This window comes from Geodermatophilus sabuli (assembly GCF_900215145.1).
In the GTDB taxonomy this organism is placed as follows: Bacteria; Actinomycetota; Actinomycetes; order Mycobacteriales; family Geodermatophilaceae; genus Geodermatophilus; species Geodermatophilus sabuli.
The window spans coordinates 250974-274677 of record NZ_OBDO01000003.1; the positions used below are offsets into that span (position 1 = coordinate 250974).

The window sequence follows — 23704 nt, forward strand, 5'->3', positions numbered from 1 at the left end:
TCGTCCATGCCGTGCAGCAGAACGGGCGCCGGGTCGGGGGTCCGGCCGTCCCGGCGGACGCTGACGGCAGCAAGCAGTTTCTCGGGCGGCTGCGACGGCATCGCCCCCTGGCTCGTCCCAGGGGCCGAGCCGATGAGCCCTCACGTCCTAGCGGATCGCCTCGTAGAGCGCGTCCATGGCCGCCAGGTCGAACTCCAGGCCGAGGTAGGACCGCACGAAGGCGAACGACAGCCCGCGGTCCGGGTCTGCCCAGCCGTACTGGCCTCCCTGGCCAGGATGCCCGAACCCGGAGTCCGCCAGGCCGAAGCGCATTCCCATCGCGCCCGAGAGCTGGAATCCCAGCGCCCAGCGCGTCGGCATTCCCCAGATCTCGTCGGGTCCGTCGAACTGCACACTCCCGGCCTTCTGCACCGCCTCCTGCGACAACAAGCGGACGCCGTCGAGCTCGCCGCCTTGCGCCAGGAGCTGGTACATGCGCGCCAGGTCACGGGCGGTGGAGATGCCGTCGGTTCCGGAGAGGGGGACGGTGATGCCCGGCCCGTCGTTCATGAACCGCTCTAGCTCGAGCACGACATTGGAGGTCCCGTCGGCCAGCACGGACTGGCCCAGCGGAGTGTCCGGCGAGGTGAAAGCCTGCTCGAACGCGAACCGATCGGGCTGCTGCTCGGTCGCCCTCGGAGGACTGATGACGTGAGCTCGGCGCTCGCCGAGCGAGCTCCCCTCTTCGGCGCCGATGCTGATGTCGATGCCCAGCGGTGTGGTGATCTCATCGCGGATCACGTCCCGCACCGACTTCCCCGTGATCCGTCGGATCAGCTCGTCCATCATCCAGCCGTAGGTGAGGGCGTGGTAGGTGGCCTTGGTACCTGGCTCCCAGAGCGGGGTGGCACCCGCGATCCGGCGTACGATCTCGTCCTCCTGGTCCCAGCCTGTTCCGTCCGGGCGCATGAAGTCCACATAGCCGGGGACCGTGATCACCCCCGAGGTGTGTGCGAAGACGTGCCGGACGAGGACGGCGGTCTTCCCGGCAGCGGCGAACTCCGGCCAGTACGTCGCGACGGGCTCATCGAGGTCGAGCAGTCCACGGTCGACCAGGATGTGCCCCGCCAGGGCGGCTATCCCCTTGGTGGCCGACATGATGACGGCCGGGGTGTCCTCCTGCCACGGCCGCCCCGGTGCGGCCTCGCCCAGCCAGAGGTCGACCACGAGCTGCCCGTCCTTGTAGGCGGCGAAGGCTGCTCCACCTGGTTGAGCGGCGGCGGCGGCGAAGGCGTCGCGGACCGCTTCGAATCCCGCCTCCACGAAGCCGCCGATCGAGGAGGACTCCACCGTTCCCGTGCCCATGTCAACCACCTGACGTTTCGCGCCGCAGCCCGGTGCTGCCGGCTCGCTGCCCTCGTCGTGTGCTGTGCGTCGCACCACTGACGGCAGCGCGATCCAGGGGGTCAGGGGCACCACGACCTCGTTCCCCCCGTCGATCAGGGGCGCCAAGACCATCCCATCGGGATGCTAGCTAGTCAACAAACAATTCCTGTGGAACATCGGGTCACCTGTAGAGCAACCGGCTGAGCCGGACCAGGAAGTCCGGGCTCAATTCGGCCGTGGGGTCGCCCATCAGCTCGTGGATGACGGTCATCACCAGGTCCCTTCGCTTGGGCGACCGTGTCGCATCTGCTGCCGCCAGGGCGCCGGGCAGCTCCTGCTGGGTGAGGTCGGTGACGTAGCAGGGCGCGCCGGGCTCCTGCCGCCACGACTCGGCCAGGGTCCCGGCGTCAACTGCGTCGAGACCGGTGTCCTCGACCAGGGACATGCCCAGAGCACGGTCCGTGCCCTCGTCGGCCGCGACGGGGATGGCGATGCGGTCCGGACTGCCGGCAGGTGTGTTGTGAGCGGCGAACGAACCGGAGGTGATGGTGTTCCACGCCTTGACGACCGGGCGGCCGAGCTGCTTGGCGACCCACAGGCTCTCGGCCTGACCGTCGTCGAGCGCTGCGATCCTGCCGTTCCACTGGGGATAGTAGTTCGACGTGTCGAGGACGATCGCGCCGCCCGGCAGGTCGTCGACCAGCGGCTTGACAGCCGGGATGCGGTGGAGCGGGACGGCGACGATCAGGGCGTCGACGTCGGTGACGACGTCTCGGGCGTGGACCGCCCGCCCGCCCGAGGACAGCACGTCGGCCGGGATGGTCTCCGGACCGCGGGAGTTCGCCGCCTTCACGTCGTGCCCTGCCGCGCTGAGTCGTCGGGTCAGGATGGCGCCGATGTTGCCGACGCCGAGGATGCCGATCTGCATGCTGTCTTTCCTCCTGATCGTGTGATCTGGTCCCGTCGCGCGACGGAACCTGCCCGGCTACCGCGCTGCCGGAGTCCGGGGGCCGACGTCGTCTGGGCGGATCCCCACGCTCACGGGCGCGGAGCAGCCGTCTGAGCACCACCCGATGCCTTGCGCACGAACAAGGTGCCGAGAACGGCGCCGACGGCGATGACCCCGGCGGCCGTGAAGGCGGCCTGCCCTGCCGAGACTGACTGAGCCATGCTGAGCGCGCCCGCGTCCGAGGCGTCGGATCCGATGGTGTACGCCGAGATGAGCACCGCCCCACCGGCGGCGCCGGCCAGTTGCTGAACGGTGGTGAAGGCCGCGGTTCCGTGCGGATAGAGGTCGGCGCGCAGGGACGCGAAGGCGGTCGTCGTCATCGGGGCCCACATCAGGGCCTGCGAGGCCGACATGACGAGGTAGGCCACCAAGATCGTGACCACGCCCGTGCCTTCGTCGACCGTGCTGAGGAACCAGAGGGACGCCGTCCAGACGATCGCGCCGGGGATCGCCAGGGGCCGCGGGCCGAAGCGGTCGTACACCCGGCCGCCCAGGGCGGAGACGATCGAGATCACCGCACCGCCGGGCACCAGGAACAGGCCGAGCGCGAAGGTGCTCAGTCCGACGACGTTCGCCAGGACCAGGGGTAGCACGATCAGCGTGCCGAAGCCGTTCATCGCGACGATGACCATCACCAGCAGCGGCACCGTGAACGACCTGGTGCGGAAGATCCTCATGTCGAGGAACGCGTTGTCGGAACGCTGCAGAGCGATCTGGCGGTAGACGAACACCCCGAGCCCGGCCAGCCCCACCGCGATCGGGAGGTAGGGCGGGATCGGCGCGTGCCCCGACACCGACTCACCGATCGAGGCCAGCCCGTAGACCAGCGCGCCGAACCCGACGGCGGACAGCACCAGCGACAGCACGTCGAGCGTCACCGGCTCCGGCGTGGTGATGTTGCGGAGCTTTCCCGCGCCCAGCACCAGGGCGGCCGCGGCGATCGGCAGCATGAGGAGGAACAGCCAGCGCCAGGACAGCGCGGAGAGCACGACTCCGGACAGCGCGGGGCCGACCGCCGGCGCCACGGCCGGCACCGCCGTGACCACGGCCATCATCTGTCCACGTCGGGCGGCGGGGATCAGGCGCATGGCCGTGGTCATCAGCAGCGGCATGAAGACGGCAGTCCCGGCGGCCTGGACGATGCGGCCGGCGAACAGGACGCCGAAGCCCGGCGCGAGGGCGGCGATCGCCGTCCCGACGAGGAACAGTGACATCGCGCCCAGGAAGATCGTGCGCAGGTGGAACCGCCGCATCACGAACCCGGTGGCCGGGATCAGCACCGCCAACGTCAGCAGGTAGCCGGTCGTCAGCCACTGCCCGGTGGTCGGGGTGATGCCGAGGTCGACGATCAGCGTGGGGAGCGCGACCCCCAGCAGCATCTCGTTCAGCAGGACGATGAACGCCGAGACCATCAGCAACCCGATGACCAGGGCGCTGCCTGGCGCCAGCCGGTCACTGGGGAGGGTCTGAGATTCGGGCGCTGCGACGTCCGGGGCCAGGGTGTCCTGGATGGTCATGTGAATGCTCTCTGTGTGAGGGGATGAGTCGGGTGGGAGGGGTCAGTTCGACGTGCGCGCCGCCCCGGCGAGGCGCGGGTCGAGTCCGTACTGGGCGGGCGCGCCGAGATGGCCGCGCAGGGTGGCTTCCTCGTAGTCGCGGTGGAACAGGCCGCGCTCCTGCAGCAGCGGGACCACCTGGTCCACGAAGGCGTCGATGCCGTCGGAGTAGACGTCGATGGCCAGGGAGAAGCCGTCGCAGGCACCGGCTTGGAACCACTCCTGCATGTGGTCGGCGACGTCGGCGGCCGTGCCGGGCACGACCGGGTGGTAGTCGATGACCCCGTGGGCCAGCACGTCCCGCAGCGACCAGCCCTCCCGGGCCACCTCCAGCGCACGAGCTGACCGAGGGTCCGCAGGGCTGGGGCGGACGGCGGCGAGCTCCCGAGCGTTGAGTGGCTCGTCCAGCCGGCCGGGGGCCAGGTGCAGGCCGAGCATCGCGCCGAGGTAGGTCACCCGCTGATCCAGGTCGACCGACTCGTCCAGCCGGCGTCGCCGGTCCAGGGCGGCCCGCCGGGTCGGCGCGATGCTGGGCATGAACCCGGCGAACAGCTTCACCTCGTCGGGGTCCCGGCCGACGCGCTCAGCGGCCGCCCGCAACGCCGTCCGGTGCGCCCGGCCCTCCTCGATGGTAAAGGGATTGGCGTACACGCCGCTGGCGTAGCGCGCGGCCAGCTCCAGCCCGTTCGCCCCGCCGCCGGCCTGGAAGACGACCGGTTGCCCCTGCTCGGACGGCGGGATCGCCAAGGGCCCCCGCGAGGCGACGTGCCGACCCTGCAGGTCGATCGGGCGGATCTTGCTCATGTCGGCAAACCGCTTGCCGGCGACGTCGCGGACCCAGGCGTCGCGCTCCCAGCTGCCCCACAGGGCCTGGACCACCTGGACGACCTCGTGGGCGCGCTCGTACTTCTCCGCCCGGGCGGGCAGTGTCATGCCGTAGTTCGCCGCTGCGGCCCGGTGGGAGGTCGGGACGGCGTTCCAGCCGGCCCGGCCGTGACTGACCACGTCCAGGGCCTTGAACTGGCGGGCGATCGTGAAGGGCTCGTTCAACGTCGTGGAGCTGGTGGCCACCAGCCCGATCCGCTCGGTGCCCCGCGCCATCGACGTCAGGACAACCAGCGGGTCGATGGCGTGGTGCGGAGCCTCGCGCTCGAGGTCGACGTCGAGCGCGGGGGTGTCGGCCAGGAATACCAGCTGGATCTTCCCCCGCTCCGCGGCCTGCGCGTACCGCACGAACTGGTCCATGTCGGTGTAGCTGGACGGGTCGACACCAGGCATGCGCCAGGCTCCGGGCTGGGCCCCGTAGCCGTTGGCGATCTGGATGGCCAGGAGCATCTGCGGGCTGGTCACGACATGTCCTTCGACTGGTGGGCGATCCGGACGCCACTCCCCCGGGCTGCCAGGGACAGGACGGCGGTAGCCAGGTGGCTAGATAAGGAGATAGTCTCCGTTTTGGCACCACCAACATACGGAGACGGTCTCCGGATTGTCAACGAGGGGAGGTCGGACGTGTCTGATACGACAGGCGCTCGCGCGCGCAGGCCACGGACGGACGCGCAACGGAACCGAACGCACATCCTCGACGTCGCCGAGCAGTACTTCTCCGAGCACGGGATCACCGGGTCGCTGGACGCCATCGCCAAACAGGCCGGCATAGGTCCGGGCACCCTCTACCGGCACTTCCCGAACCGGGAGGCGTTGCTCGCCGCGCTGCTCAAGGCGCGAGAGGACGAGCTGGTGTCCCGTCACGACGCCATTCGGCGGGAGGTGCGCGACTCCACCGAGGCTCTGGCCCAGTGGCTGGAGGCGCTGGGTCGGTGGTCCACTGCCTTCGAGGGACTGCCCGAGCCCCTGAGGATGGCGCTGACCGAGGACACATCGCCGCTGGCCCTGACGTGTCAGGGGTACATCACCATCACCGACGAGTTCCTCACCGCCGCTCAACGTGACGGCGGCGCCCGCCCCGAAGTGCGCGGCAGGGACCTGTTCCTGAGCGTGCTCGCCACGAGCTGGGTGCGCAGTGCCGCCATGGCCGACGAGTCCTCGCCACTGGCACTCAACGCCCTCATGCGGACCGGTTGGGCAATCCCGTAGGTCGCCCCTCGTCCCGGCGAGACACGGATGCCACTGGAGAACGCACAAGATCAAGAGGCCCACAGACCCGTCAACAGGGATGCTGCAGGCGCGCGTCAGCGCGGGGCGGGCCGAGGCCGTCCTCCAGTTCTTCTCCAGTTGAGTCAGGCGGCCGGGTCGAGGACGACGGTGTGGCCGAGGCGATCGAGTTGGGCGACCAGCCGGCGGGTGTGCGCCTCGTCGTTGCGCCGGCGTAGCCAGTCGGCACCGAGCTCTCGTCCGTCACCGCGGACTCGGCGTGCGCGCACAGACGGTCGGCGCCGCCTTGCCGACATGGAGCCCGGCGACCCACTCGTACACAACTTCCACTTCGGGACCCCTCGTCCGGTCGACCCGGATGAGGGTCACCCGGAGGGTCCTCCGCCTGGAGACAGACCCACGCCCTCGCAGCCGCAATCAAGGGGACACCCGAGGGACCCCGCGTCATGCACCGCTGTGGGCTCTCCCGGACCACTGTGTGTCGACGCCGCCGGACCCCACGAGCATTCTCATCGCCAAGGGCGGCGATCAAGATCGCGATCGATCACACCTCATGCACCTCAGGCCGTGGAACTCGTCGGACGGGTTCCAGGAGGTCGCCCCGGACGCTGAGGGCATGGCAGTTGGAAGGAGCGCCGACGACCGAGCCCGCCGACGTGAAGCCGAACGACAACGTCGAGAGCGGACCGCCCGGCGAGGTACCACCGACCAGTCCGCGGAGGCGGACGCACCGGCGCACACATCCGCTGATGGGGGGTGCCCGGCGGGCAGCCGCTGTGTCCTGCGCCTGGTGCGGCGGTGTCATCACGCCACGTTCTCGGGGGCCCATCCCGAAGTGGTGCTCGGTCGGCTGCCGACGCCGCGCCTGGGAGCAGGGCCGTGCGGCGACCTGCGGGCGGTCAGTTGTGGAAGTGGTCGAGCGCCGGGTCGAGGCGCGCGTGCCGGTCACGCCCACGCGACGGGACTGGGCGCCGCTTCTCAACGAGTTGCCCACCAGGTGGAGGACGGCCGTGTCTACGACCGCGACCTCGCTGCACTGGCCGCGGCGCTGACGATCGTCCTCGAGGCCTACAGCCGACGCCCGTACGTGCGAGACCGCAGCTTCGGACGAGGGTCCGCTCCCCTGTGGTGAGAACCGGGCCGGTGCACGCCGTCGACGCTCGGCCCTGCGGCGGTGCCTGCACCCTGCGGTCGAACCGCAATCTCCAGTCGTCCTGCAGTGCAGACGACCACCGGAGGACAGCGGCTCAGTGACCCCCCACAACCACATGCTCGCGGGTCACGCCGCTGGACAGCAGGAGAAGTCCTCCTGTTCTCCTGCTGTCCAGCAAGTCCGCGCACAGGCCGCTCGCTGCAAGATGAACTGGAGAACGGTCAGCAGCCTCATTCCCATGACGGCCGACCGCTCGCTGATCGCGCGGCTCGCCGCGCACGAGTCGTGGGCCAACACCACCGACCCGAGTGCGCGGACCGCGCCGGCACGTCGCGCCATGCTGGATCGCTTCGAGCGCCAGGTCGACCCCGACGGAGTGCTGTCCCCGGCCGAGCGGGCACGCCGAGCGGGGCACGCTCGCAAGGCCCACTGCGCCCGCCTCGCGCTGCGGTCCGCGCAGGCACGACGCAAGCCGCCCGACGTGGCAGACGGAAGCGGCCGGCCGAACCGCCCGGGCGAGGATCAGCCGCAGTAGACCGGCCCCCGTCGTCCACTCCTGCGAAGATCACCAGAACGCACAGGCCATCGACCGACGCGACGCGCACGACTTCACGTGAGTGCCTCGCGGTCCCGTTCCCGCGTCTACAGAGGACGAGCCCGTCTGAGCGTCACACCGCAGTGAGCCCTACTACCGTGGACGGTTCTTCCGGCGACACGGGAGACGGCTTTCTACGCGGATCCGAGGCGGGAGAACTCGCCCGACAACTCCCCCACTTTCACTCATCCGCGACCTGCGGTTTCACCGCTCTGAACAGCGCTTTCGGGTTTCGCTCCCCGAAGATGCCGGGCGAGCCGATGCGCGTGCAGCCCAGCCGCGCCAAGCGTCTCGCCAGCGGAAACGAATGATCCAGGCGTCGTCGCCCGCCTACACCGCCTCGACCGCCGACAACGTCGCGATCGGAGGACGGCGGCCGTTCATGATGCGCTCCGCTCGAGGTAGCTGGAGATCGGCGCCACCGCCGTCTCGGGCCTGGTGACCGAGCTGGCTCGCGCCCACTCGGCGATCGAGACGAGTTCGTCGCGCGTGGGGCCCTCAGCCGTCGGCTGACGCCAGCCGGTCCCGTAGACGGCGCGGGCGAGCGGCTCGGCGGCAGCCAGCGACCTCGGCAACGCGGCCATCGCCATGAAGCCGGCGACGTGGGCTTCGATCCGGGGATCGGCTTGAGCAGCCGCGACGATGGCGGCCGAGGTCAGGGGCTGCGAGAGGTCGAGGTCGTGGCCTTGCCAGCGGCGTACCGCCTCGGCGTCGAAGGCGAGGTGGTCCTCGACCCAAGGGAGGATCCACGTGTCGCACCAGGCGCCGAACGGAGCTGCGATCGTGGCAGGGTCGGCGCCGGCGTCGAGCAACTGCAGGAGTGCGCCGATCTGCATGCTGGCCATGGCCAGCCCTCGGCCCGCCGTGGGGGCCGTGGTCGCGACGGCGTCACCGACGGCCACCAGACCGGGCCGACCGAGCTGCCGCCGGTAGGTGTTGAGCAATCCGCCACCGACGATGACGCCGCTGGTGGGCGTGGCGACGCGGGCGTCGGTCCACTCGACCAGCCCGGGAATCGCCCGGCAGGCGGCCTCAAAGGCGCGCGGGTGACGGAGGGCGCCCAGCCCGGCGTCGGCGCTGGGTCGGATGATCACGATCGAGACGTGGCCGTGTTCGTGAGGGAAGGCGTAGCCGTCGTACCCGTGGAACCGGGCGCTCCACGCGAACGGCGTGGTCAGGGCACCCGGCGTCGCGCCTGGGTGCCGACGGTAGGTCCGGGATACATACGCCATGCCGACGTCCCCGCGAATCACCGGGGGCGTCAACCGGGAGAGGCGACCGCTCGCGTCGACGACCAGGTCGGCGCGCACAGTCGATCCGTCGACGACTGCGCCCACGACCCGACCGCCCCGCTCGACGAGGCCGTCTACGTGACCGACCGCGACGGTCAGCCCGTCGGCCGCTGCTGCTGCTCGGCGGAGGGCTCGCTCGTAGGTGACGCGACGGGACCGCACCCCGACCGCTGGAGCCGAGGCACCGGGGGCGGGCAGGTCGATCGGTTCCGCACCGAGGTCGAGCCACGCGTGCCACGCCTCGGGCCACTCGACGAGCAGCAAGTCGCGCACCTGCGGGCGAAATCCGTGCGCCTGCTGGAACTGCATCACGCCCCGGCGCCGCCAGGAGCCGTCAGGTGAAGGGCCGGGGTCCCTGTCGACGGCCACGACCCGATGGCCGCGCCGGGCGAGGACCGCGCCGAGGGTCAGGCCCGTGGGCCCGGCGCCAACGATGACAACGTCCATGGATCCACCACCCATTACACTGACAAGGTGTTGATTACACTAACAGTGCTGTCAAGTCGATCGACGCGGCTGTCGGGGCTGCGGGCATGACGGCCGGCGGCCGCCCGTACCGCTCCGCCCTGCGCGACGAGCAGTCGCGGGCCACGCGCCGACGGATCGTCGACGCCGGAGCCGCGCTGTTCGTAGCGAGCGGCTATGTCCCGACCACGATCGACGCCATCGCGGAGCGTGCAGGGGTCAGCCGCAGGACCGTCTTCACCTCGGTCGGCGCGAAGGCCGCCGTACTGAAGCTCGCCTTCGACTGGACGCTGGCCGGCGACGAGGAACCGGTGGCCATCGCGGACCGGCCGGAGGTGCGGCGGATGATGCGGGGCGAGGATCCTGCCGAACTGCTTGGCGCATGGATGGCGATGAACGCCGCCATCAACCAGCGGCTCGCCACGCTCCACCACGTCCTCGTCGTGGCAGCCGACGCCGACCCCGAGGCTGCAGCCCTCCTCGCCATGACCGACGACCAGCGGGCCGAGGGCGCCCGAGATGTCGTCGGCCGCCTCGCCGACCTCGGCGGGCTTCCGCCCGGACTCGGTTCCGAACAGGCTGCCGCCATCGCCGACGTCTTGATCGATCCGACGCTCTACCGGCGCCTGGTCGGCACGTGGGGCTGGACGTTCGAGACCTACGTCGGGCACCTGCAACGCATGGCGGCGGTGTCACTGCTGGCGTAGCAACACCAGCAACGAGAGGCGCCGCCCGGGAGGAGCGCGCTCGCCCCTCAGGCCCAGCCCTCCCGGCAGCGGGCCGAGCCGGTGGCGAACGCATCGTCGAGTCGGATGGGGCGATCAGCAAGCCGGACCTCCGGAGGTGCTGAGCGTTCGGCCTGCAGACGGTGCCTGGACGTCGAGCGCAGACCGCAGCCGGCAGCTGACCGCGGTTCTCGGCCACGCGGACCGGACACGGCGGCGGCTGTTGCTCATCGGGGATCCTGGTGTCGGTAGAGGCCACGCTGCTCGAGGGCGCCACAGCGACACGGCCGGGATGCAGCTGTCACCGGCCCAGCGGGCACGGCGAGCCGAGCACGCTCGGCCGGCCACATCGCCCGGCTGGCGCTGCGGTCCGCGCGGGCGCGACGCAAGCCGCCCGACGTGGTAGGTGGAAGCGGCCGGCCGAGCCGCGCCGCCAAGGCGCCGCGGACGATCGAGCTGTACAGCCAGTCGGTCCGCTACTTCGGCCGCTGGCTGACCGAGCACGACCGACCGGCCACGCTGGACGAGCTGACCCGCCACGCGATCAGCGCCTGGCTGGCGGAGCCGGCCGAGACGTGCGAGCCCTCCACCGTCGGCACCCGGCTGCGCGGGATGCGCCGGTTCTGCCGCTGGCTGGTCACCGGAGAACTGGAGAAGGCCCCCACCGACGGCATCGAGATCCCCAGCCCGCCCGACAAGCCGGTGCCGATCCTCACCGACGACGAGATCGCCGCCCTGCTCAAGGCCTGCGCGGTCGGCCGCGGCGCCCGGGCGTCTTCGACCGCGCCGTCTTCCTCGGCCGCCGCGACGAGGTGGTGCTGCGGTTGCTGCTGGACACCGGCGTGCGGGTGTCCGAGCTGTGCGGGCTCGCACTCACCGATGTCGACCTGGACCGGGAGCTGGCCTACGTCACCGGCAAGGGCTCCCGCCCCGGGGTGGTGCCGTTCGGCGCGAAGACCGCCCAGGCCGTCGACCGCTATCTGCGGGTGCGGGCGTTGCACCCGCACGCGCGTTCACCGCTGCTGCTCCTCGGCCAGCGCGGCCCGATGACCCCCGACGTGCTGCACACCCGCGCCGCGCAGGCCGGCGTGACCGACGTCCACCCGCACACCCATCTCCGCGACGTGGCTCTGAGTGTTGCCCCGACACCTCGGGTACCGGCGACCCTCATCGAGGGGCTCACCTGCCCGGCGTGACCGCGACTCCAGCCTGATCGCGCCCGGGCGCCTGGGTGTGAACCAGATCACAGCGCATCTAAGATTCTAAGTGCCAAAATGGTTGCGACCGGCCCGCACTGCACGAGGAGACGCATGACCGCGACCGACGGCGTTACCCGCACCCGAGATGTGGTCGACGACATCATCGGTCAGTGGGCCCGGGTCCGCCCGAAGCTGGACGTCTCCGCCATGGAGGTGTTCGGACGGCTGCACCGCAGTTTCCTGCTCTACCGATTGGGGATCGCGGAGGGCTTCGCCGAGGCGGGCACGAACGAGCCGGGTTTCGACGTTCTGGCGGCCCTGCGCAGGGCTGGGCCGGAGCACCGGCTCAGTGCCGGGGAACTCGCTCGTCGGACCCTTGTGACCACTGGCGGACTGACTCTGCGGGTCAGGCGGCTGGAGCGGGAGGGCTACGTGCGCCGGGAACGTGACCCCGAAGACAACCGCATGGTGTACGTCGAACTCACCGACTCCGGCCGCGAACTCGTCGACCGGGTCGCAGATGCGCACTTCGAGAACATGAACCGCATGCTGGGGAAGCTCACGAGCGACGAGCGCACGAGCCTGGCGCACCTGCTCGGCCGACTGTACGAGTCCCTGCAGGAGACGGCCCCCGGGCTCGGCCCGGGAATCGACGAGAATGGTGAGCCGTGATGATCGGCATCCTCTGACGCCGCGCGACCGGCTCGCCGGCTCCCAGCAGCAGCACGGGGCGGGTCGACCCGAGTCGACCCGCCCCCGTGGCGACGCGTCCGATCAAGAACCGGATGCGCTCCCGATGACGCCCTGGGCCTCGATCTCCACCTTGAGCCCCGGATCCACGAGCGCCGAGACCTCCACCAGCGTCGAGCAGGGGAAGTCCCCGCTGAACACCTCGGACCTGGCCTTCCCGACGGCGCCCTTGTCGTTGATGTCGGTCAGGTACACGCGCAGGACGAGGATGTCGTCCACCCGCGCTCCGCAGGCCTCTGTGAGCTCCCGGACCCGGCGGAAGGTCTCCGTCGCCTGGGCGTAGGTGTCGTCCCCGCCCACGGGGCCTTCAGCTGCACCGGCGTGCATGCCGGACAGGAAGAAGTGGTCGCCGTACACCCGGGCGTTGCTGAACATCCCCGGACGGGGCGGCTCGGGTACCGAGTCCGCGCCGATCCTCATCCGCGTCCCGTCCGCTCGTTCGCCTCGCGGACGAGGCGCTGCCGGGTCTCCCAGAAGTCGTAGGTGGGGTAGAAGTCGGTCTGGAAGACGCCCCACGCGCGGCGCTCCAGCTCGACGTTCACCACCTGCAGCAGTCGAGGCGGCAGCCGCAGCGTGACGATCTGGCCGACACCCATCGCGACCACCCAGGAGACGACCTCACACCCCTCGGGCGGGAAGCCGTTCCACCAGTCGACGGCGTCCAGCCTGTCCCGCTGCTGCACCAGGTCCTGTGTCTGGTCGTGCCGCAGGAAGATGGTCAGCAGCATCGTCTCCTCGGCGGCGGCCGGGTCCGCAGACCCGGCCACCGCCGAAGCGGCGTCAGACACTCGCCGCGCCCACCAGTTGCTTCGCCTGCGCCTGGGCGTCGGCCCGGTACATGCGCCGGATCCGCGAGACGCCGAGGTCGTGCTGGTAGAGGTGCTCGTCGACGTCGGCGTCGGCGGCCAGCGCCTCGAGCACCACCCGGTCCTGCTCCAGGACTCCCCAGTGCCTGGCCTCGAGCTGCGTGCGGTACAGGAACCGCCACACCTCACGCTCCCAGCCGTCCACGCGGCGGGTGCGCCAGTGGAAGATGGCGGAGTTGTTCTCGTCGATCGGCGTCGCCATGCCGACGATGCCGAACACCCCGCCGGGGCCGGCGTTCTGGGCGTAGGGGATCTCGAGGTCGACGTAGTCCATCGAACCCCGGCAGAACTCCACCCAGTCGAAGTTGACCCCGCGCTGGTCGGTCTTCTCGAAGAAGAAGCCGCGGTCGGTCTCGCGGATGCGGAACCGGGCCGACGTGTCGCCTCCGAACATGGAGTGCGAGTCCCGGTGCAGGAACGCGCCGTGCATCGGGTCGAGGACGTTGTCCATGTAGAACCGCCACGGTCCCGCCCACTCGGCGTAGTTGGGGAACCACGACACGGCGGGGTCCTGCAGCCGGTCGGGCAACACGAACTCGGTCGGCTGCGAGTCCTCGGTGAGCGGTATGAAGGCGAAGATCGTGTCCGCGGCCTCGGCCACGTCCAGCGACACGGTGGCCTTCTTCCCCTCCAGGGCGCAGCCGGGCATGCCGGGCACGGACACGACCGTGCCCGTGCCGTCGACCTGGACGCCGTGGTACTTGCAGGCCACCCGGTCGCCCAGGTGCTGCCCCACCGACAGCGGGGCGCTGCGGTGCGGGCAACGGTCCTCGAGCATGGAGAGCTTGCCGCGGGCGTCGCGGAACAGCAGCCAGTCGACGCCCAGACGCTGGACCTTGACCATCTCGCCGGCGGCGACGAAGCGCGAGGGCAGGATCGGGTACCAGCGGTCACGCAGACCGGTGGCCGCGATCTCCTCGGCGGACAGAGCTCGGCGGGTGCCCACGACCTTGGGCGTCTTGATCGGCCGGGGACGGGACGGGGCGGCGGGCTTGGTGCTGACGTCGGTCATCTCAGTCTCCCAGTCGGCGCATCTCGGCGCGGAAGTTGTCCTCGTTCCAGGGACCCCCGTCGGGGGCGTTGAGGCCCAGGCCGTTGAGACCCTCGACCAGGCCGGGCAGGTCGTGCACCCCGCGACCGAAGACCTCCATGATGGCGCCGGAGAGCTTCTGCTCGTACGGGCTGATCGGCTCCGGGTGCGTCTGGTGCTCTTCCAGGTACTGCTCAGGCATGCGTTTCCTCCCTGGGCTGGGGCGCGAGGGTCTGCAGACCCTCGGCGATGGACATGAACGCGCTGATCCACTCGGCGAAGGAGCGGGGATTGCTGCGGTGCACCGGCGCCGTCGTGCCGTCGATGATCACCATGACGCCGTTGTCGATGCCGCCGGCCACGGTCTGGGCCTGGGAGGTGTCGGCGTCCGGTCGAGGTGCGGCGACGACGACCAGCGTCGGCGTGTGCACCTGGCGCAGCAGCTCCCAGTAGGCGGGGTTGGACTCGTCGACCTCCGGGTCCCCGGCCAGGATGCTGATCACCTGATCGGGACGGCGGGCGGCCAGGAGCAGTGCCCGCGGCACTGCCGCCCCGGCGGCGATCACGTGGACGGGGCGGCCGTCGAAGTCGTCGCTGATGGCGACGTCCGCCTGGGCCAGCCAGGCCTCGTCATCGGGTTCCCCGTCGGGCGCCCACTCGATGGCTCCCAGGGCGTGGACCTGGTCGAGGAACCAGTCGGCGGGCTCGGTACCCGAGCGGAGGCACAGGATGCCGCCGGCCAGGCCGTCGTGTTCCTGGGCGGTGGGCTGTTCGAGTTGCATGCTCAGGCCCTTCCGGTGGGGGTGGGGATGTGGACAGGCGGGGTGAAGGCGCCGGGCTTGGGTTCCAGCGCCGTCACGTCCACCTCGATGAACACAGGACGCCGCGCGGCCACCGCCTCGCGCAGCACCGGCTCGAAGGTGCTGGCGTCGCGGACCAGCCAGTAGGGCATGTCCATCGACCGTGCCAGGAGCCCGAAGTCGGGGGTGAACAGGTCTACGCCGGTGACGTCGAGTCCGTTGGCCTGCTGCATGTTGCGCAGCACTCCGTAGCCGCCGTCGTTGAACACCAGGACGACGACCCATGCACCGGTCCCGCAGAGCGAGGCCAGCTCCCCCAGGTGCACGGCCAGGCCGCCGTCTCCGGCGATGACCACCGTGGGCACCTCCGGCCGGCCGACGGCCGCGCCGATGCCCATGGCCAGCCCCTGCCCGATGCCGCCGCCCAGCGGGAAGATGTTGGAGCTGCGGTCGTAGAACTCCAGGAGCCGGTTACCCCACTGGCTCGACGGGATGGTCACGTCTCGCGCCACGACCGCTTCGCGGGGCAGGACGGTGCGCAACCCCCGGCAGATGTCGGCGTAGCCGCCGATGTACCCGTACAGGTCGGCTCGGACCCCCTCCCGGACAGCGCGGACCCGCTGCGGCCAGCCGGCGTCGGTAGTGGTCTCCGGCAGCCGCTCCAGCAGGGCGGCCAGCACGGCGGAGGCGTCACCGACCAGGCCGATCTCGGCGGGGTAGACCCGTCCGACGGCCGCCGGGTCGACGTCGATCTGGACGTGCCGCTTGGGCAGCTCCAGGTGGTAGCTCTTGGTCTCGTTGGACCGGAAGTGGGTGCCGATGCTGAGCATCAGGTCGGCCTCGGCCAGCAGCGGCGCGACGGCGGGGGTGCTGGCGAAGTTGCCGACCACCAGGTCGTCGTCCTCCGGGATGATCGCCCGTCCGGAGTTGCTCGTGAGCACCCCGGCGCCGAGCCGGTGCGCGAGCGCGGTCAGTTCCGCGCGGGCTCCTGCCGCACCGCCGCCCACCCAGAGGAGCGGCCGCTCCGCGGTGGCCAGGAGCGCCGCGGCGGCGTCCAGTGCGTCCCCGTCCGGCCGCGGCGCGGAGCCCGGCTCGACGGCGTGGGGCTGCTGCTCGTCGGGCCGCGCGAGGTACTGGAGGTCCGAGGGCCACTCCACGCTCGCCGGCCCGCCGGGGATTCCGGTGATCGCGGCCAGCGCCTCCTCGAGGACCGCCTCGGCGCGGTCGGCCGACGGCACGGTCGCCGCGAACACCGAGATCGCCTCGAGCATCTGCAGTTGGCCCGGGAACTCGTGGATCACGCCTCGGGAGGGGCCGGGCGCTGACGCGTCATAGTGCTCGGAGTCGATCTGGCCGGTGATGTGCAGGACCCGGCTGCCCGCGGTCAGGGCCTCGACCATCGAGCCGGCGGCGTTGCCGGCGCCCGTGCCCGTGCTCGTGAGCGCCACGCCGATGCGGCCGGTGGCGCGGGAGTAGCCGTCGGCAGCGTTGACGACGGCGGCTTCGTGGCGCATCTCGACGAAGCGCAGCTCGCGGGAGACGGCCTCGACCAGTGGCAGGTTGTGCACGCTGATGACGCCGAAGGCCGTGTCGATGCCGTGCCGCTTCATGACGGCGACGAGGACGTCACCGCCGGTGGGCTGGCGAGGGATGGTGGTCATGGGCCGTGGTCCTGTCGCAGTCGGGTCAGATGTATCGGGAGACGCCGCCACCGACGTCGATGGTGGCGCCGGTGCAGTAGCTCGACAGCGGCGAGAGGAAGCTGACGATCGGGAAGGCGACCTCCTCGGCCCGGCCGAACCGGCCCAGCGCGATGCCGCGGTCAGCGGCGATCGCAGCGGCCCACTCCTCGTAGCTCTGCGCCGTCCCGGCAGACTCGTAACGGCGCCGCCACTGCCCGGTGTCGATCAGCCCGAGGGCGACCGTGTTGACACGGATGCCGTCCGCGCCCAGATCCTGGGACAGCGTGCGGGTCAGGTTGAGCAGCGCCGCCCTGGCCGCAGAGGTGACCGCCAGGCGGGTCTCCGGCTGGCGGGCCAGGATCGCGTTGACGTTGACCACCGAGGCCGCGTCGGAGGCGGCCAGGTGCTTGCGCGCCGCCCGGATGACGTTCCAGGCTCCGAACACCTTGAGCTCGAGCTCCTCGCGGATCTGCTCGTCGGTGGTGTCGCCGATCGGGGCCATCAGCGATCGGCCGGCGTTGCACACGACGCCGTCCACACCGCCGAAGGCCGCGACGCCCTCGGCGACCATGGCTTCGACCGAATCGCGATCGACCACGTCACAGGCGGCGGCGTGCACCTGGCCGGGGCCCGGCAGGTCACCGACAGCCCGCCGGAGGCGGTCCAGGTCACGGGCCGACGCGACCACCCGGGCGCCCTCTGCCTTCAAGTAGCGGGTGGTGGCCAGACCCACCCCCGAGCTGGCTCCGGTGACGACGACGACGCGGCCGCCCAGTTGCAGGTCCATGTCAACTCCTCCCCTTGCACTTCGATGAGTTCGCTCGCACGGTCACTGCGCTGTCTGGTTCGCTCCCGCGGGGCGCTCCGCTCCTCGCTCGTTCCTCGCTGTCGGGCTTCCGCCCCTGTCCGCTCACTGGGGCATCACGAAGCCGCCGTCGACGGCCACGACCTGTCCGGTGATGAACCCGGCTCGGTCCGACAGCAGGTAGGCGACGAGATCGGCGACGTCCTGCGGGGTCTGCTCGCGCGGCAGCACCCGGTTGTCGGCGTAGAGCTGGTACCGCTCGGGCGGCACGGTCTCGGTCGCCTCGACCCTGATCAGGCCCGGTGCAACGGCGTTCACCCGGATCCCGTGCGGACCGGCGTCGCGGGCCATGGTGCGGGTCATCGACATGACGGCACCCTTCGAGCCCACGTAGTGGACCAGGCGCGGGGAGCCGTAGATCGCCGTGTCGGAGGCGACGTTGACCACCGCCCCCTTCCCCTTGGCCAGCATCTGGGGCACCAACCGGGCGGACACCTGCCAGGTGCCGAGAGCGTTGACGGTCATCACCCGGGCGAAGGCCTGGGCGTCGAGCTCCCAGAAGGTGTCTCCACCGACGCCGTCGGCCAGTGCCGCGTTGTTGACCAGCGCGTCCACGCCGCCCAGTCCCGCGGCGGCCTCGGCCAATGCGTACACCGAGTCGGGCTCGGCGATGTCGACCTCCACGGCGGTGACGTCGTGCCCTTCGGCGCGGAGCTCGGCGGCGGTCTTCTCCAGCAGCTCACCGCGGATGTCGGCCAGCAGCAGCCGGTCCCCCTCGGCGAGGAGGGTCTCGGCGATGACCCGGCCCAGCCCGCGGGCGGCACCCGTGACGACGCTGAGGCGGGTCATGCGACGGTCCTCCAGAAGTCGAGCACCGCGGCGGCCACCTCGGCCGGCCGCTCGGTGACCGCTGCGTGTCCGGCGTCCGGGACCAGGACGAACCGAGCTCCGGGGATGCGGTCGGCCAGCAGTCGGGACTCCTCGACGCCGGTGACCGTGTCGTGCTCGCCGACCAGCACCAGCGTCGGGACGGTGATCGACGGCAGTAGGGAACTGGTGTCGGTGGCCGCCATGAACTCCGCGGCCCCCTCGTAACCGGCCGGCCGCACCCGGGCCATCTCGGCACGGACGGCCTCCGCGACGGCGGGGTCGCAGCCCGGCGCCACCAGCTTCGGAGCCCGGGCTGCGGCGAACGCCTCCGGTCCCTGCGCGACGAGGTCGGCGACGCGTGCCCGCATGGTCGCGGCCTTGGCCGGGCTGGTCCCCGAGCCCCGGGTGGAGTCGGCCAGCACGAGCGTGCGCACGCGGTCCGGGTGCCGGGCGGCGACCACTGTGGCGACGACCCCGCCCCAGGAGGTGCCCACCAGGTCGACCCGGTCCAGGTCCAGCTCGTCGAGGACGGCGAGCACCCGGGCGACGTGGTCGACGTCGTCGGCGCCGGCCGGGTCGGCGGACTCCCCGTACCCGGGTGCGTCCCAGGCCAGGGCGCGCACCCCTCGTCCGGCGAGGACGGAGCCGAGGGCCGTGCAGGAGCGCGCGTTGCCGCCGATGCCGTGGAGCAGCAGCACGGCAGGCCCCTCCCCCTCGTCGGTGAGGGACAGGCCGCCGGCGACGTGGCGGCGCGTGGCTGAGGACGACGAGACCGCCATGTCTAGGCCTCGACCCCGACGCCGAGTCCCGCCCCGTTGTCCGCCTCGACGGGCAGGAAGTACTCGGGCTTGACGTCGACGAGCCCCCGCGCCCCGGGGTCCGGGATGCCGGCCATCGCCGAGCGGACCGTGGTCGTCGGTGGGCCGGCGGTGCGCCACTGGTCGGACAGCTCCGGCGTCCGCTTCCAGGTCCGGCACAGCCATGCGTCCTCGTCGACCTGGATCACCTCGGAGGTGTACTCGCAGACCAGCTGCGCCGGGTCGGTGTAGTAGGAGAACGTGTTGTCCCCCGGCCCGTGCCGCCCCGGGCCCCACTGTGGGCTGATGCCGTGCACCTTGAGGCTGCCGATGCCCCTCATGAAGTGGTCGACCGACGTCATCTCGTAGGCGACGTGGTTGACCGAGGCCCACGGGGCCTGGTTGAAGGCGATCACGTGGTGCTCGGGGTTGCACCGCAGGAACGACATCTGGTGCTCCGACCAGTCGGACAGCCGCATGCCGAGCACCTGCGTGTAGAAGGCGGTGGCCCGGTCGATGTCGACGGTGTTGAGGACGACGTGCGCCAGCTTGCGCGGCAGCGCCTCGTAGCCGCCCTCGTCCCGCCGCACGACGGCGTGCACGTCGGCCGCCAACTCCACGACCCGCCCCTCGGGGTCCACCAGCGCCATGCTGTAGCCACCGGCGGCGTCGTCGGAGCGACCGGGTTCACGCAGCAGCGGGATGCCGAGGCGCTCCAGTGCGCGGGCGGCGTCATCGATCTCCCGCGGGGTGGCGACGGCGAAGGTGACCCCGCCCAGTGAGTTCTGCGCGGCGCTCTCCAGCTTGAGGATGTGGTGCTCCTCGCTGGTGCCGCGCAGCCAGAACCGGTCGGTGTCGGCCTCGGTGAGGCCGAGCCCCCAGACCTCGTTGTAGAAGTCCTTCGAGGTGACCGGGTCGGGCACCCCCAGGGTGACCGAGCGCAGACCACGGAGCCGGACCACGGGTGTGTCGGCGTAGTGCATGGCTTCTCCTCGTTCGGGATGGGCGGCGGGTTGCGCCACACCGGCGGTCATAGGTCGAGGACGAGCTCGCGACCGCGGCAACGGGAGACGCAGACCATCATCGTTCCGGCGGCCTCGTGCTCCTCCGGCGTGAGCAGGAAGTCGCGATGGTCGACGTCGCCGCTGATGACCTTGGTCTCGCAGGTGCCGCAGATCCCCTCCGTGCAGGAGGACTCGACCGGGACGCCGGCGGCCTCCAGCGCGTCGAGCACGGACTCGTCGGGTCCGACGGCGATGCGCTCGCCCGAGGAGTGGAGGACCACGTCGAAGGCCTGGTCGGTCTCGCCCGGAGGAAGGGCACGCTCGGGGGCCTTGAAGCGCTCGAGCCGCAGGAGGCTCGGGTCCTCCATGCCCTCGGCGACCGCGTCCATCAGTGCCGTCGGGCCGCAGCAGTACACCAGCGTGCGTGGGTCCTGGCTGTGCAGGATGGCCTTGAGATCGGGGTACCGGCCGTTCTCCTCGTCGACGTGGACGTGGAGCCGTTCCCGCGGCAGTTGCTCCACCGCCGGGAGGAAGGCCATCGTCTGCCGGCTGCGCCCGGTGTAGAGCAGCGACCACTCCGCTCCCCGGGCCTGGAGCTCCCGGACCATCGGCAGGATCGGGGTGATCCCGATCCCGCCGGCGATGAGGAAGTGCTTGGGTCCTTCGTCGAGGTGGAACGCGTTCCGTGGGCCGTCCACCGGGATGTGCGCTCCCACCGGCAGCGACTCGTGGATGTAGGCGCTCCCGCCCCGGGAGTCGGCGGTGTGCAGCACGGCCACGGTCCACTGCGTCGAGTCATACGGGTCCGAGCACAGCGAGTACTCGCGGACGAGGCCGTTCGGCAGGTGCAGGGCGACGTGCGCCCCGGGCTTCCAGGTCGGCAGCGGCGCACCGGACGGGTCGACCAGCGTCACGCTCGTGATCCCGTCGGCCTCCCAGGCCTTCCGCTGGACACGCAGCACGTGCTGACCGGCCTCGCCCGCGAGGTTCCTCTCCATGCTCGGACTCCTGGTTCAGTGCCTGTGGATGGTGGCGGTCCGGCTCAGCGGGTGACGCCGTACATCTCCGACGTGGGCGGGTAGGTCGGCAGCTGCGGCTTCTGGGTGCCGATGATCACGCACATCAGCGCGTCGGTGTCACCGACGTTCTCCAGGGAGCGGGGCACTCCGGCCGGCACGCGGATCAGGTCCCGGTAGCCCAGCCTGCGGGTCGCCTTCTTGGTGCCGTCCTCGACGTCGTGCACCGACACCTCGAGCGTGCCCTCCAGGACGTAGAAGACCTCCTCCACGTCGTGGTGGGTGTGCTCCGGACCGACCGCGCCGGCGGGCAGCCGCATGTTGGAGAAGGTGAAGTGCTCCGCCGGCAGGGTCCGGCTGTCGGCCGAGTGGTCCCCGGTGGCGCCGGAACCGATGTAGCGGATCTGGGCGCGCTTGAAGCGGTCGCCGCCCTTCTCCGCCTGGAAGCCGAGGGTGTCCCAGTCCTCGTACCGGCTGTCGGCGCTGGCGATGCACGAGTCGATGAGCGACTCGAGGTCGCTGCCCTGCGCCGTGGTCGTCTGCTCGGTGGTCTTCTCCGTGGTCACTGCGGTTCTCCTGTTCTGCCGGGACTCGGTGTCGTCCCGTGCGTCGTGGTGGGGGAGCTCGGTGGGTCGGCGTGCGGGGCCCTCAGTGGGCGCGGCCGCGGTGGGCGATCGCCTCGATCTCGACGGTGGCCCCGTAGGGCAGCCCCGCCACCTCGACGAAGCTGCGTGCCGGCCGGGGCTCGGCGAACACCTGCTGGTAGTGCACGTTGGCCTCCGCGCGGAGGCTGACGTCGGTGACGAAGTACGTCGTCTTGACGACGTCCTCCAGGCCCATGCCCACCGTGGCCAACCGCTCGGCGAGGCGGGCGGTCGCGGCCTCGAGGGCCTCGGTGCGGCCGGGGACGGCGACGCCGTCGGTGTCCACCGAGAGCGCGCCCGACACGAACGCCAGGTCGCCGACGGCGAAGGCCGGGCTGTAGGGGTGTGCGCCGCTGATCTGTGTGCTCGTGCTCATCGCTCGAACCCTCCCGGGGCGCCCCACGCGATGGGACGGCCGCTGATGTCGACGTAGACGGACTTCTGGTGCATGTACGAGCGGATCCCGTCGCGGCCCTTCTCCAGGCCGATGCCGCTCTCCTTGAGCCCGGTGAACGGGGTCGAGATGCTGAACTGCTTGTAGGTGTTCACCCAGACCGTCCCGGCCTTGACGGCGCGGGCGATCCGCCAGGCGCGGGGGAAGTCGCGGGTCCAGATACCGGCGGCGAGGCCGTAGACGGTGTCGTTGGCCCGGGCGACCAGGTCGTCCTCGTCGTCGAAGGTCAGCAGCACCGCGACCGGACCGAAGACCTCCTCCTGGCAGATCCGGTCCTCGTTGACGACGCCGGTGAGGATGGTCGGCAGGTAGTACGCCCCGTCGGCCAGGCTCTCGTCCTCAGGGGCCCGGCCGCCGGTGAGGACGGTGGCGCCGGCGGCGACGGCCGCGTCGACCATCCGGGCCACGCCGTCCCGGTGGGAATGCGTGATCATCGGCCCGACGTGCGTGCGGGGGTCGTCCCCGGGGCCGACCACGAGGCGCTGGGTGGCGGCGACGAGCCGGGCCACGAACTCCTCCTCGACATCCCGGTGCACGAACACCCGGGAGCCGGCGATGCAGCTCTGGCCGGTCGAGGAGAAGATCCCGTAGACCACCCCGGCCACGGCCTGGTCGAGGTCGGCGTCGGGGAAGACGATCGTGGGCGACTTGCCCCCGAGTTCGAGGGTGACCGGCATGACCTTGCGAGCTGCCACCTCGCCGAGGTGCTTGCCGGTGGTCGTGCCGCCGGTGAAGCTGATCTTGCCGATCTCGGGGTGGGCCACCAGCGCCTCCCCCACGGTGCGGCCGGGGCCGGGGAGCACCGACAGCAGGCCGGCGGGCAGTCCGGCCTCCTCCGCGAGGCGGGCCAGGTGCAGCGTCACCCAGGGCGCCCAGACGGGCGGCTTGGAGACGACGGCGTTGCCGGCGGCCAGCGCGGGGGCGATCTTCTGGGCGTCGCTGGCGATCGGGGAGTTCCAGGGGGTGATCGCGCCGACGACTCCCATCGGCTCCCAGGTGGCGAGTGTCAGGTACGGGCCGCGGGAGGGGGTGACGTCGCCGACCATCGTCTCCAGCGCCGACGCCATGTAACGGAAGGTGTTGGCCGCGCTCAGGCACAGCGCCTTCGTCTCGCTGCGGGTCTTGCCCGTGTCGAGCGTCTGGAGCGCGGAGACGGTGTCGGCATCGCGCTCCAGCGCCTCGCCGATGCGGTACAGGACGCGGGCTCGCTCGTGCGGCAGCATCGCCGTCCACCCCGACTCGGCGGCGGCCTGCAACCCGCCGCGGACCGCGCGGTCGACGTCGCCGACCGTGGCGCCGTGGAGCGTGGCGAAGACCTTGCCGGTGGCCGGGTCGACCGACTCGATCAGGTCGCCACTCCCCCGCTGCCAGCGACCAGCCACGGGGATCTCGTCCCGGAGCGACGCCTGCAGGTCCGTCTGGGAGCAGGACCGCGTGGTGGCGGCAGCGTTGGGCAGGTCCCGCCGGAGTTCCAGCCGGTCGGTCATGGTGTCTCCTCTGCTGGCGTTCATCTGA

26 protein-coding genes and 1 pseudogene are annotated in these 23704 nt (G+C 71.2%); 7 read left to right on the top strand and 20 right to left on the bottom strand.

The window, feature by feature from the left end:
- Positions 1 to 147: 147 nt before the first annotated feature.
- From CRP39_RS09275 to CRP39_RS09290, 4 genes are all read right to left on the bottom strand, one after another.
- The gene (locus CRP39_RS09275) at positions 148 to 1344 is read right to left on the bottom strand and encodes a serine hydrolase domain-containing protein (RefSeq protein WP_172442363.1); all 1197 of its coding nucleotides are present in this window, start codon (positions 1342 to 1344) and stop codon (positions 148 to 150) included.
- A gap of 202 nt (positions 1345 to 1546) precedes the next feature.
- Positions 1547 to 2311 (bottom strand): NADPH-dependent F420 reductase, encoded by a 765-nt coding sequence (locus CRP39_RS09280; RefSeq protein WP_281253766.1) that lies wholly within the window; start codon positions 2309 to 2311, stop codon positions 1547 to 1549.
- A gap of 92 nt (positions 2312 to 2403) precedes the next feature.
- Complete coding sequence (locus tag CRP39_RS09285) at positions 2404 to 3891, bottom strand: DHA2 family efflux MFS transporter permease subunit (protein ID WP_097206090.1); 1488 nt, start codon at positions 3889 to 3891, stop codon at positions 2404 to 2406.
- Between the two features lie 42 nt (positions 3892 to 3933).
- On the bottom strand, positions 3934 to 5280 hold the full coding sequence (locus tag CRP39_RS09290; RefSeq protein ID WP_216359668.1) for an NtaA/DmoA family FMN-dependent monooxygenase: 1347 nt from the start codon (positions 5278 to 5280) through the stop codon (positions 3934 to 3936).
- 159 nt (positions 5281 to 5439) lie between these two features.
- Here CRP39_RS09290 and CRP39_RS09295 point away from each other — a divergent pair, with 159 nt between their 5' ends.
- Positions 5440 to 6024, top strand: a complete 585-nt coding sequence (locus tag CRP39_RS09295) for a TetR/AcrR family transcriptional regulator (RefSeq protein WP_216359669.1) — start codon at positions 5440 to 5442, stop codon at positions 6022 to 6024.
- 143 nt (positions 6025 to 6167) lie between these two features.
- Here the strand turns inward: CRP39_RS09295 and CRP39_RS26740 are convergent, their stop codons facing one another.
- Positions 6168 to 6311 (bottom strand): hypothetical protein, encoded by a 144-nt coding sequence (locus tag CRP39_RS26740; protein ID WP_172442343.1) that lies wholly within the window; start codon positions 6309 to 6311, stop codon positions 6168 to 6170.
- Between the two features lie 728 nt (positions 6312 to 7039).
- On the opposite strand from CRP39_RS26740, the gene CRP39_RS27995 reads away from it, so the two are divergent.
- A complete protein-coding gene (locus CRP39_RS27995; protein WP_260180386.1) occupies positions 7040 to 7174 on the top strand; it encodes a hypothetical protein in 135 nt (44 codons plus the stop codon).
- A 259-nt stretch (positions 7175 to 7433) separates the two neighbouring features.
- On the top strand, positions 7434 to 7730 hold the full coding sequence (locus tag CRP39_RS09305) for a hypothetical protein (protein ID WP_097206092.1): 297 nt from the start codon (positions 7434 to 7436) through the stop codon (positions 7728 to 7730).
- A gap of 440 nt (positions 7731 to 8170) precedes the next feature.
- On the opposite strand, the gene CRP39_RS09310 is transcribed toward CRP39_RS09305, so the two are convergent.
- Positions 8171 to 9529 (bottom strand): FAD-dependent oxidoreductase, encoded by a 1359-nt coding sequence (locus CRP39_RS09310; protein ID WP_097206093.1) that lies wholly within the window; start codon positions 9527 to 9529, stop codon positions 8171 to 8173.
- Between the two features lie 86 nt (positions 9530 to 9615).
- Between CRP39_RS09310 and CRP39_RS09315 the strand changes: the two genes are divergently transcribed.
- The 4 genes and pseudogenes from CRP39_RS09315 (at position 9616) to CRP39_RS09325 (ending at position 12143) form a co-directional block, all read left to right on the top strand.
- Positions 9616 to 10254: a TetR/AcrR family transcriptional regulator gene (locus CRP39_RS09315; RefSeq protein WP_097206094.1), complete on the top strand. Its 639-nt coding sequence runs from the start codon at positions 9616 to 9618 to the stop codon at positions 10252 to 10254.
- A 417-nt stretch (positions 10255 to 10671) separates the two neighbouring features.
- Positions 10672 to 10851 (top strand): annotated as a pseudogene (locus tag CRP39_RS28320) (hypothetical protein); the annotation flags it as partial.
- A 233-nt stretch (positions 10852 to 11084) separates the two neighbouring features.
- Positions 11085 to 11468, top strand: coding sequence for a tyrosine-type recombinase/integrase (locus CRP39_RS26750; RefSeq protein ID WP_183358952.1), 384 nt, complete (start codon positions 11085 to 11087; stop codon positions 11466 to 11468).
- 114 nt (positions 11469 to 11582) lie between these two features.
- On the top strand, positions 11583 to 12143 hold the full coding sequence (locus CRP39_RS09325) for a MarR family winged helix-turn-helix transcriptional regulator (RefSeq protein ID WP_097206096.1): 561 nt from the start codon (positions 11583 to 11585) through the stop codon (positions 12141 to 12143).
- Positions 12144 to 12245: 102 nt separating this feature from the next.
- On the opposite strand, the gene CRP39_RS09330 is transcribed toward CRP39_RS09325, so the two are convergent.
- The 14 genes from CRP39_RS09330 to CRP39_RS09395 all read right to left on the bottom strand — a co-directional run bounded on the left by CRP39_RS09330 (position 12246) and on the right by CRP39_RS09395 (position 23676).
- A complete protein-coding gene (locus CRP39_RS09330) occupies positions 12246 to 12596 on the bottom strand; it encodes a RidA family protein (protein WP_097206302.1) in 351 nt (116 codons plus the stop codon).
- Between the two features lie 41 nt (positions 12597 to 12637).
- Positions 12638 to 12988: a hypothetical protein gene (locus CRP39_RS09335; protein WP_216359670.1), complete on the bottom strand. Its 351-nt coding sequence runs from the start codon at positions 12986 to 12988 to the stop codon at positions 12638 to 12640.
- 13 nt (positions 12989 to 13001) lie between these two features.
- Positions 13002 to 14099, bottom strand: coding sequence for a Rieske 2Fe-2S domain-containing protein (locus tag CRP39_RS09340; protein ID WP_097206097.1), 1098 nt, complete (start codon positions 14097 to 14099; stop codon positions 13002 to 13004).
- Between the two features lies 1 nt (position 14100).
- The gene (locus tag CRP39_RS09345) at positions 14101 to 14319 is read right to left on the bottom strand and encodes a recombinase-like helix-turn-helix domain-containing protein (protein ID WP_097206098.1); all 219 of its coding nucleotides are present in this window, start codon (positions 14317 to 14319) and stop codon (positions 14101 to 14103) included.
- Complete coding sequence (locus CRP39_RS09350; RefSeq protein WP_097206099.1) at positions 14312 to 14899, bottom strand: alpha/beta fold hydrolase; 588 nt, start codon at positions 14897 to 14899, stop codon at positions 14312 to 14314. Before CRP39_RS09350 ends, CRP39_RS09345 begins: the two co-directional genes overlap by 8 nt.
- Before the next feature lie 2 nt (positions 14900 to 14901).
- On the bottom strand, positions 14902 to 16578 hold the full coding sequence (locus CRP39_RS09355; protein WP_097206100.1) for a thiamine pyrophosphate-binding protein: 1677 nt from the start codon (positions 16576 to 16578) through the stop codon (positions 14902 to 14904).
- 25 nt (positions 16579 to 16603) lie between these two features.
- On the bottom strand, positions 16604 to 17386 hold the full coding sequence (locus CRP39_RS09360; protein WP_097206101.1) for an SDR family oxidoreductase: 783 nt from the start codon (positions 17384 to 17386) through the stop codon (positions 16604 to 16606).
- Positions 17387 to 17509: 123 nt separating this feature from the next.
- Complete coding sequence (locus CRP39_RS09365; protein ID WP_097206102.1) at positions 17510 to 18253, bottom strand: SDR family oxidoreductase; 744 nt, start codon at positions 18251 to 18253, stop codon at positions 17510 to 17512.
- Entirely contained in the window at positions 18250 to 19053 is an 804-nt protein-coding gene (locus CRP39_RS09370) for an alpha/beta fold hydrolase (RefSeq protein WP_097206103.1), read from the bottom strand. The genes CRP39_RS09365 and CRP39_RS09370 overlap by 4 nt, the downstream gene beginning before the upstream one ends.
- A gap of 2 nt (positions 19054 to 19055) precedes the next feature.
- Positions 19056 to 20054, bottom strand: a complete 999-nt coding sequence (locus CRP39_RS09375) for a VOC family protein (RefSeq protein WP_097206104.1) — start codon at positions 20052 to 20054, stop codon at positions 19056 to 19058.
- 47 nt (positions 20055 to 20101) lie between these two features.
- Positions 20102 to 21073: a PDR/VanB family oxidoreductase gene (locus CRP39_RS09380; RefSeq protein ID WP_097206105.1), complete on the bottom strand. Its 972-nt coding sequence runs from the start codon at positions 21071 to 21073 to the stop codon at positions 20102 to 20104.
- A 44-nt stretch (positions 21074 to 21117) separates the two neighbouring features.
- Positions 21118 to 21657, bottom strand: coding sequence for a cupin domain-containing protein (locus CRP39_RS09385; RefSeq protein WP_097206106.1), 540 nt, complete (start codon positions 21655 to 21657; stop codon positions 21118 to 21120).
- Positions 21658 to 21739: 82 nt separating this feature from the next.
- Positions 21740 to 22111, bottom strand: coding sequence for a RidA family protein (locus CRP39_RS09390; protein ID WP_097206107.1), 372 nt, complete (start codon positions 22109 to 22111; stop codon positions 21740 to 21742).
- Complete coding sequence (locus CRP39_RS09395; protein WP_097206108.1) at positions 22108 to 23676, bottom strand: aldehyde dehydrogenase; 1569 nt, start codon at positions 23674 to 23676, stop codon at positions 22108 to 22110. Before CRP39_RS09395 ends, CRP39_RS09390 begins: the two co-directional genes overlap by 4 nt.
- Positions 23677 to 23704: the final 28 nt, after the last annotated feature.

Excerpts from the sequence above, each read along its gene's own strand:
- CRP39_RS09275 (WP_172442363.1), bottom strand. The coding sequence starts at position 1,344 with ATGGGCACGGGAACGGTGGAGTCCTCCTCGATCGGCGGCTTCGTGGAG.
- CRP39_RS09285 (WP_097206090.1), bottom strand. The coding sequence starts at position 3,891 with ATGACCATCCAGGACACCCTGGCCCCGGACGTCGCAGCGCCCGAATCT.
- CRP39_RS09305 (WP_097206092.1), top strand. The coding sequence starts at position 7,434 with ATGACGGCCGACCGCTCGCTGATCGCGCGGCTCGCCGCGCACGAGTCG.
- CRP39_RS09310 (WP_097206093.1), bottom strand. The coding sequence starts at position 9,529 with ATGGACGTTGTCATCGTTGGCGCCGGGCCCACGGGCCTGACCCTCGGC.
- CRP39_RS09315 (WP_097206094.1), top strand. The coding sequence starts at position 9,616 with ATGACGGCCGGCGGCCGCCCGTACCGCTCCGCCCTGCGCGACGAGCAG.
- CRP39_RS09325 (WP_097206096.1), top strand. The coding sequence starts at position 11,583 with ATGACCGCGACCGACGGCGTTACCCGCACCCGAGATGTGGTCGACGAC.
- CRP39_RS09330 (WP_097206302.1), bottom strand. The coding sequence starts at position 12,596 with ATGTTCAGCAACGCCCGGGTGTACGGCGACCACTTCTTCCTGTCCGGC.
- CRP39_RS09340 (WP_097206097.1), bottom strand. The coding sequence starts at position 14,099 with ATGACCGACGTCAGCACCAAGCCCGCCGCCCCGTCCCGTCCCCGGCCG.
- CRP39_RS09345 (WP_097206098.1), bottom strand. The coding sequence starts at position 14,319 with ATGCCTGAGCAGTACCTGGAAGAGCACCAGACGCACCCGGAGCCGATC.
- CRP39_RS09350 (WP_097206099.1), bottom strand. The coding sequence starts at position 14,899 with ATGCAACTCGAACAGCCCACCGCCCAGGAACACGACGGCCTGGCCGGC.
- CRP39_RS09355 (WP_097206100.1), bottom strand. The coding sequence starts at position 16,578 with ATGACCACCATCCCTCGCCAGCCCACCGGCGGTGACGTCCTCGTCGCC.
- CRP39_RS09360 (WP_097206101.1), bottom strand. The coding sequence starts at position 17,386 with ATGGACCTGCAACTGGGCGGCCGCGTCGTCGTCGTCACCGGAGCCAGC.
- CRP39_RS09365 (WP_097206102.1), bottom strand. The coding sequence starts at position 18,253 with ATGACCCGCCTCAGCGTCGTCACGGGTGCCGCCCGCGGGCTGGGCCGG.
- CRP39_RS09370 (WP_097206103.1), bottom strand. The coding sequence starts at position 19,053 with ATGGCGGTCTCGTCGTCCTCAGCCACGCGCCGCCACGTCGCCGGCGGC.
- CRP39_RS09375 (WP_097206104.1), bottom strand. The coding sequence starts at position 20,054 with ATGCACTACGCCGACACACCCGTGGTCCGGCTCCGTGGTCTGCGCTCG.
- CRP39_RS09380 (WP_097206105.1), bottom strand. The coding sequence starts at position 21,073 with ATGGAGAGGAACCTCGCGGGCGAGGCCGGTCAGCACGTGCTGCGTGTC.
- CRP39_RS09390 (WP_097206107.1), bottom strand. The coding sequence starts at position 22,111 with ATGAGCACGAGCACACAGATCAGCGGCGCACACCCCTACAGCCCGGCC.
- CRP39_RS09395 (WP_097206108.1), bottom strand. The coding sequence starts at position 23,676 with ATGACCGACCGGCTGGAACTCCGGCGGGACCTGCCCAACGCTGCCGCC.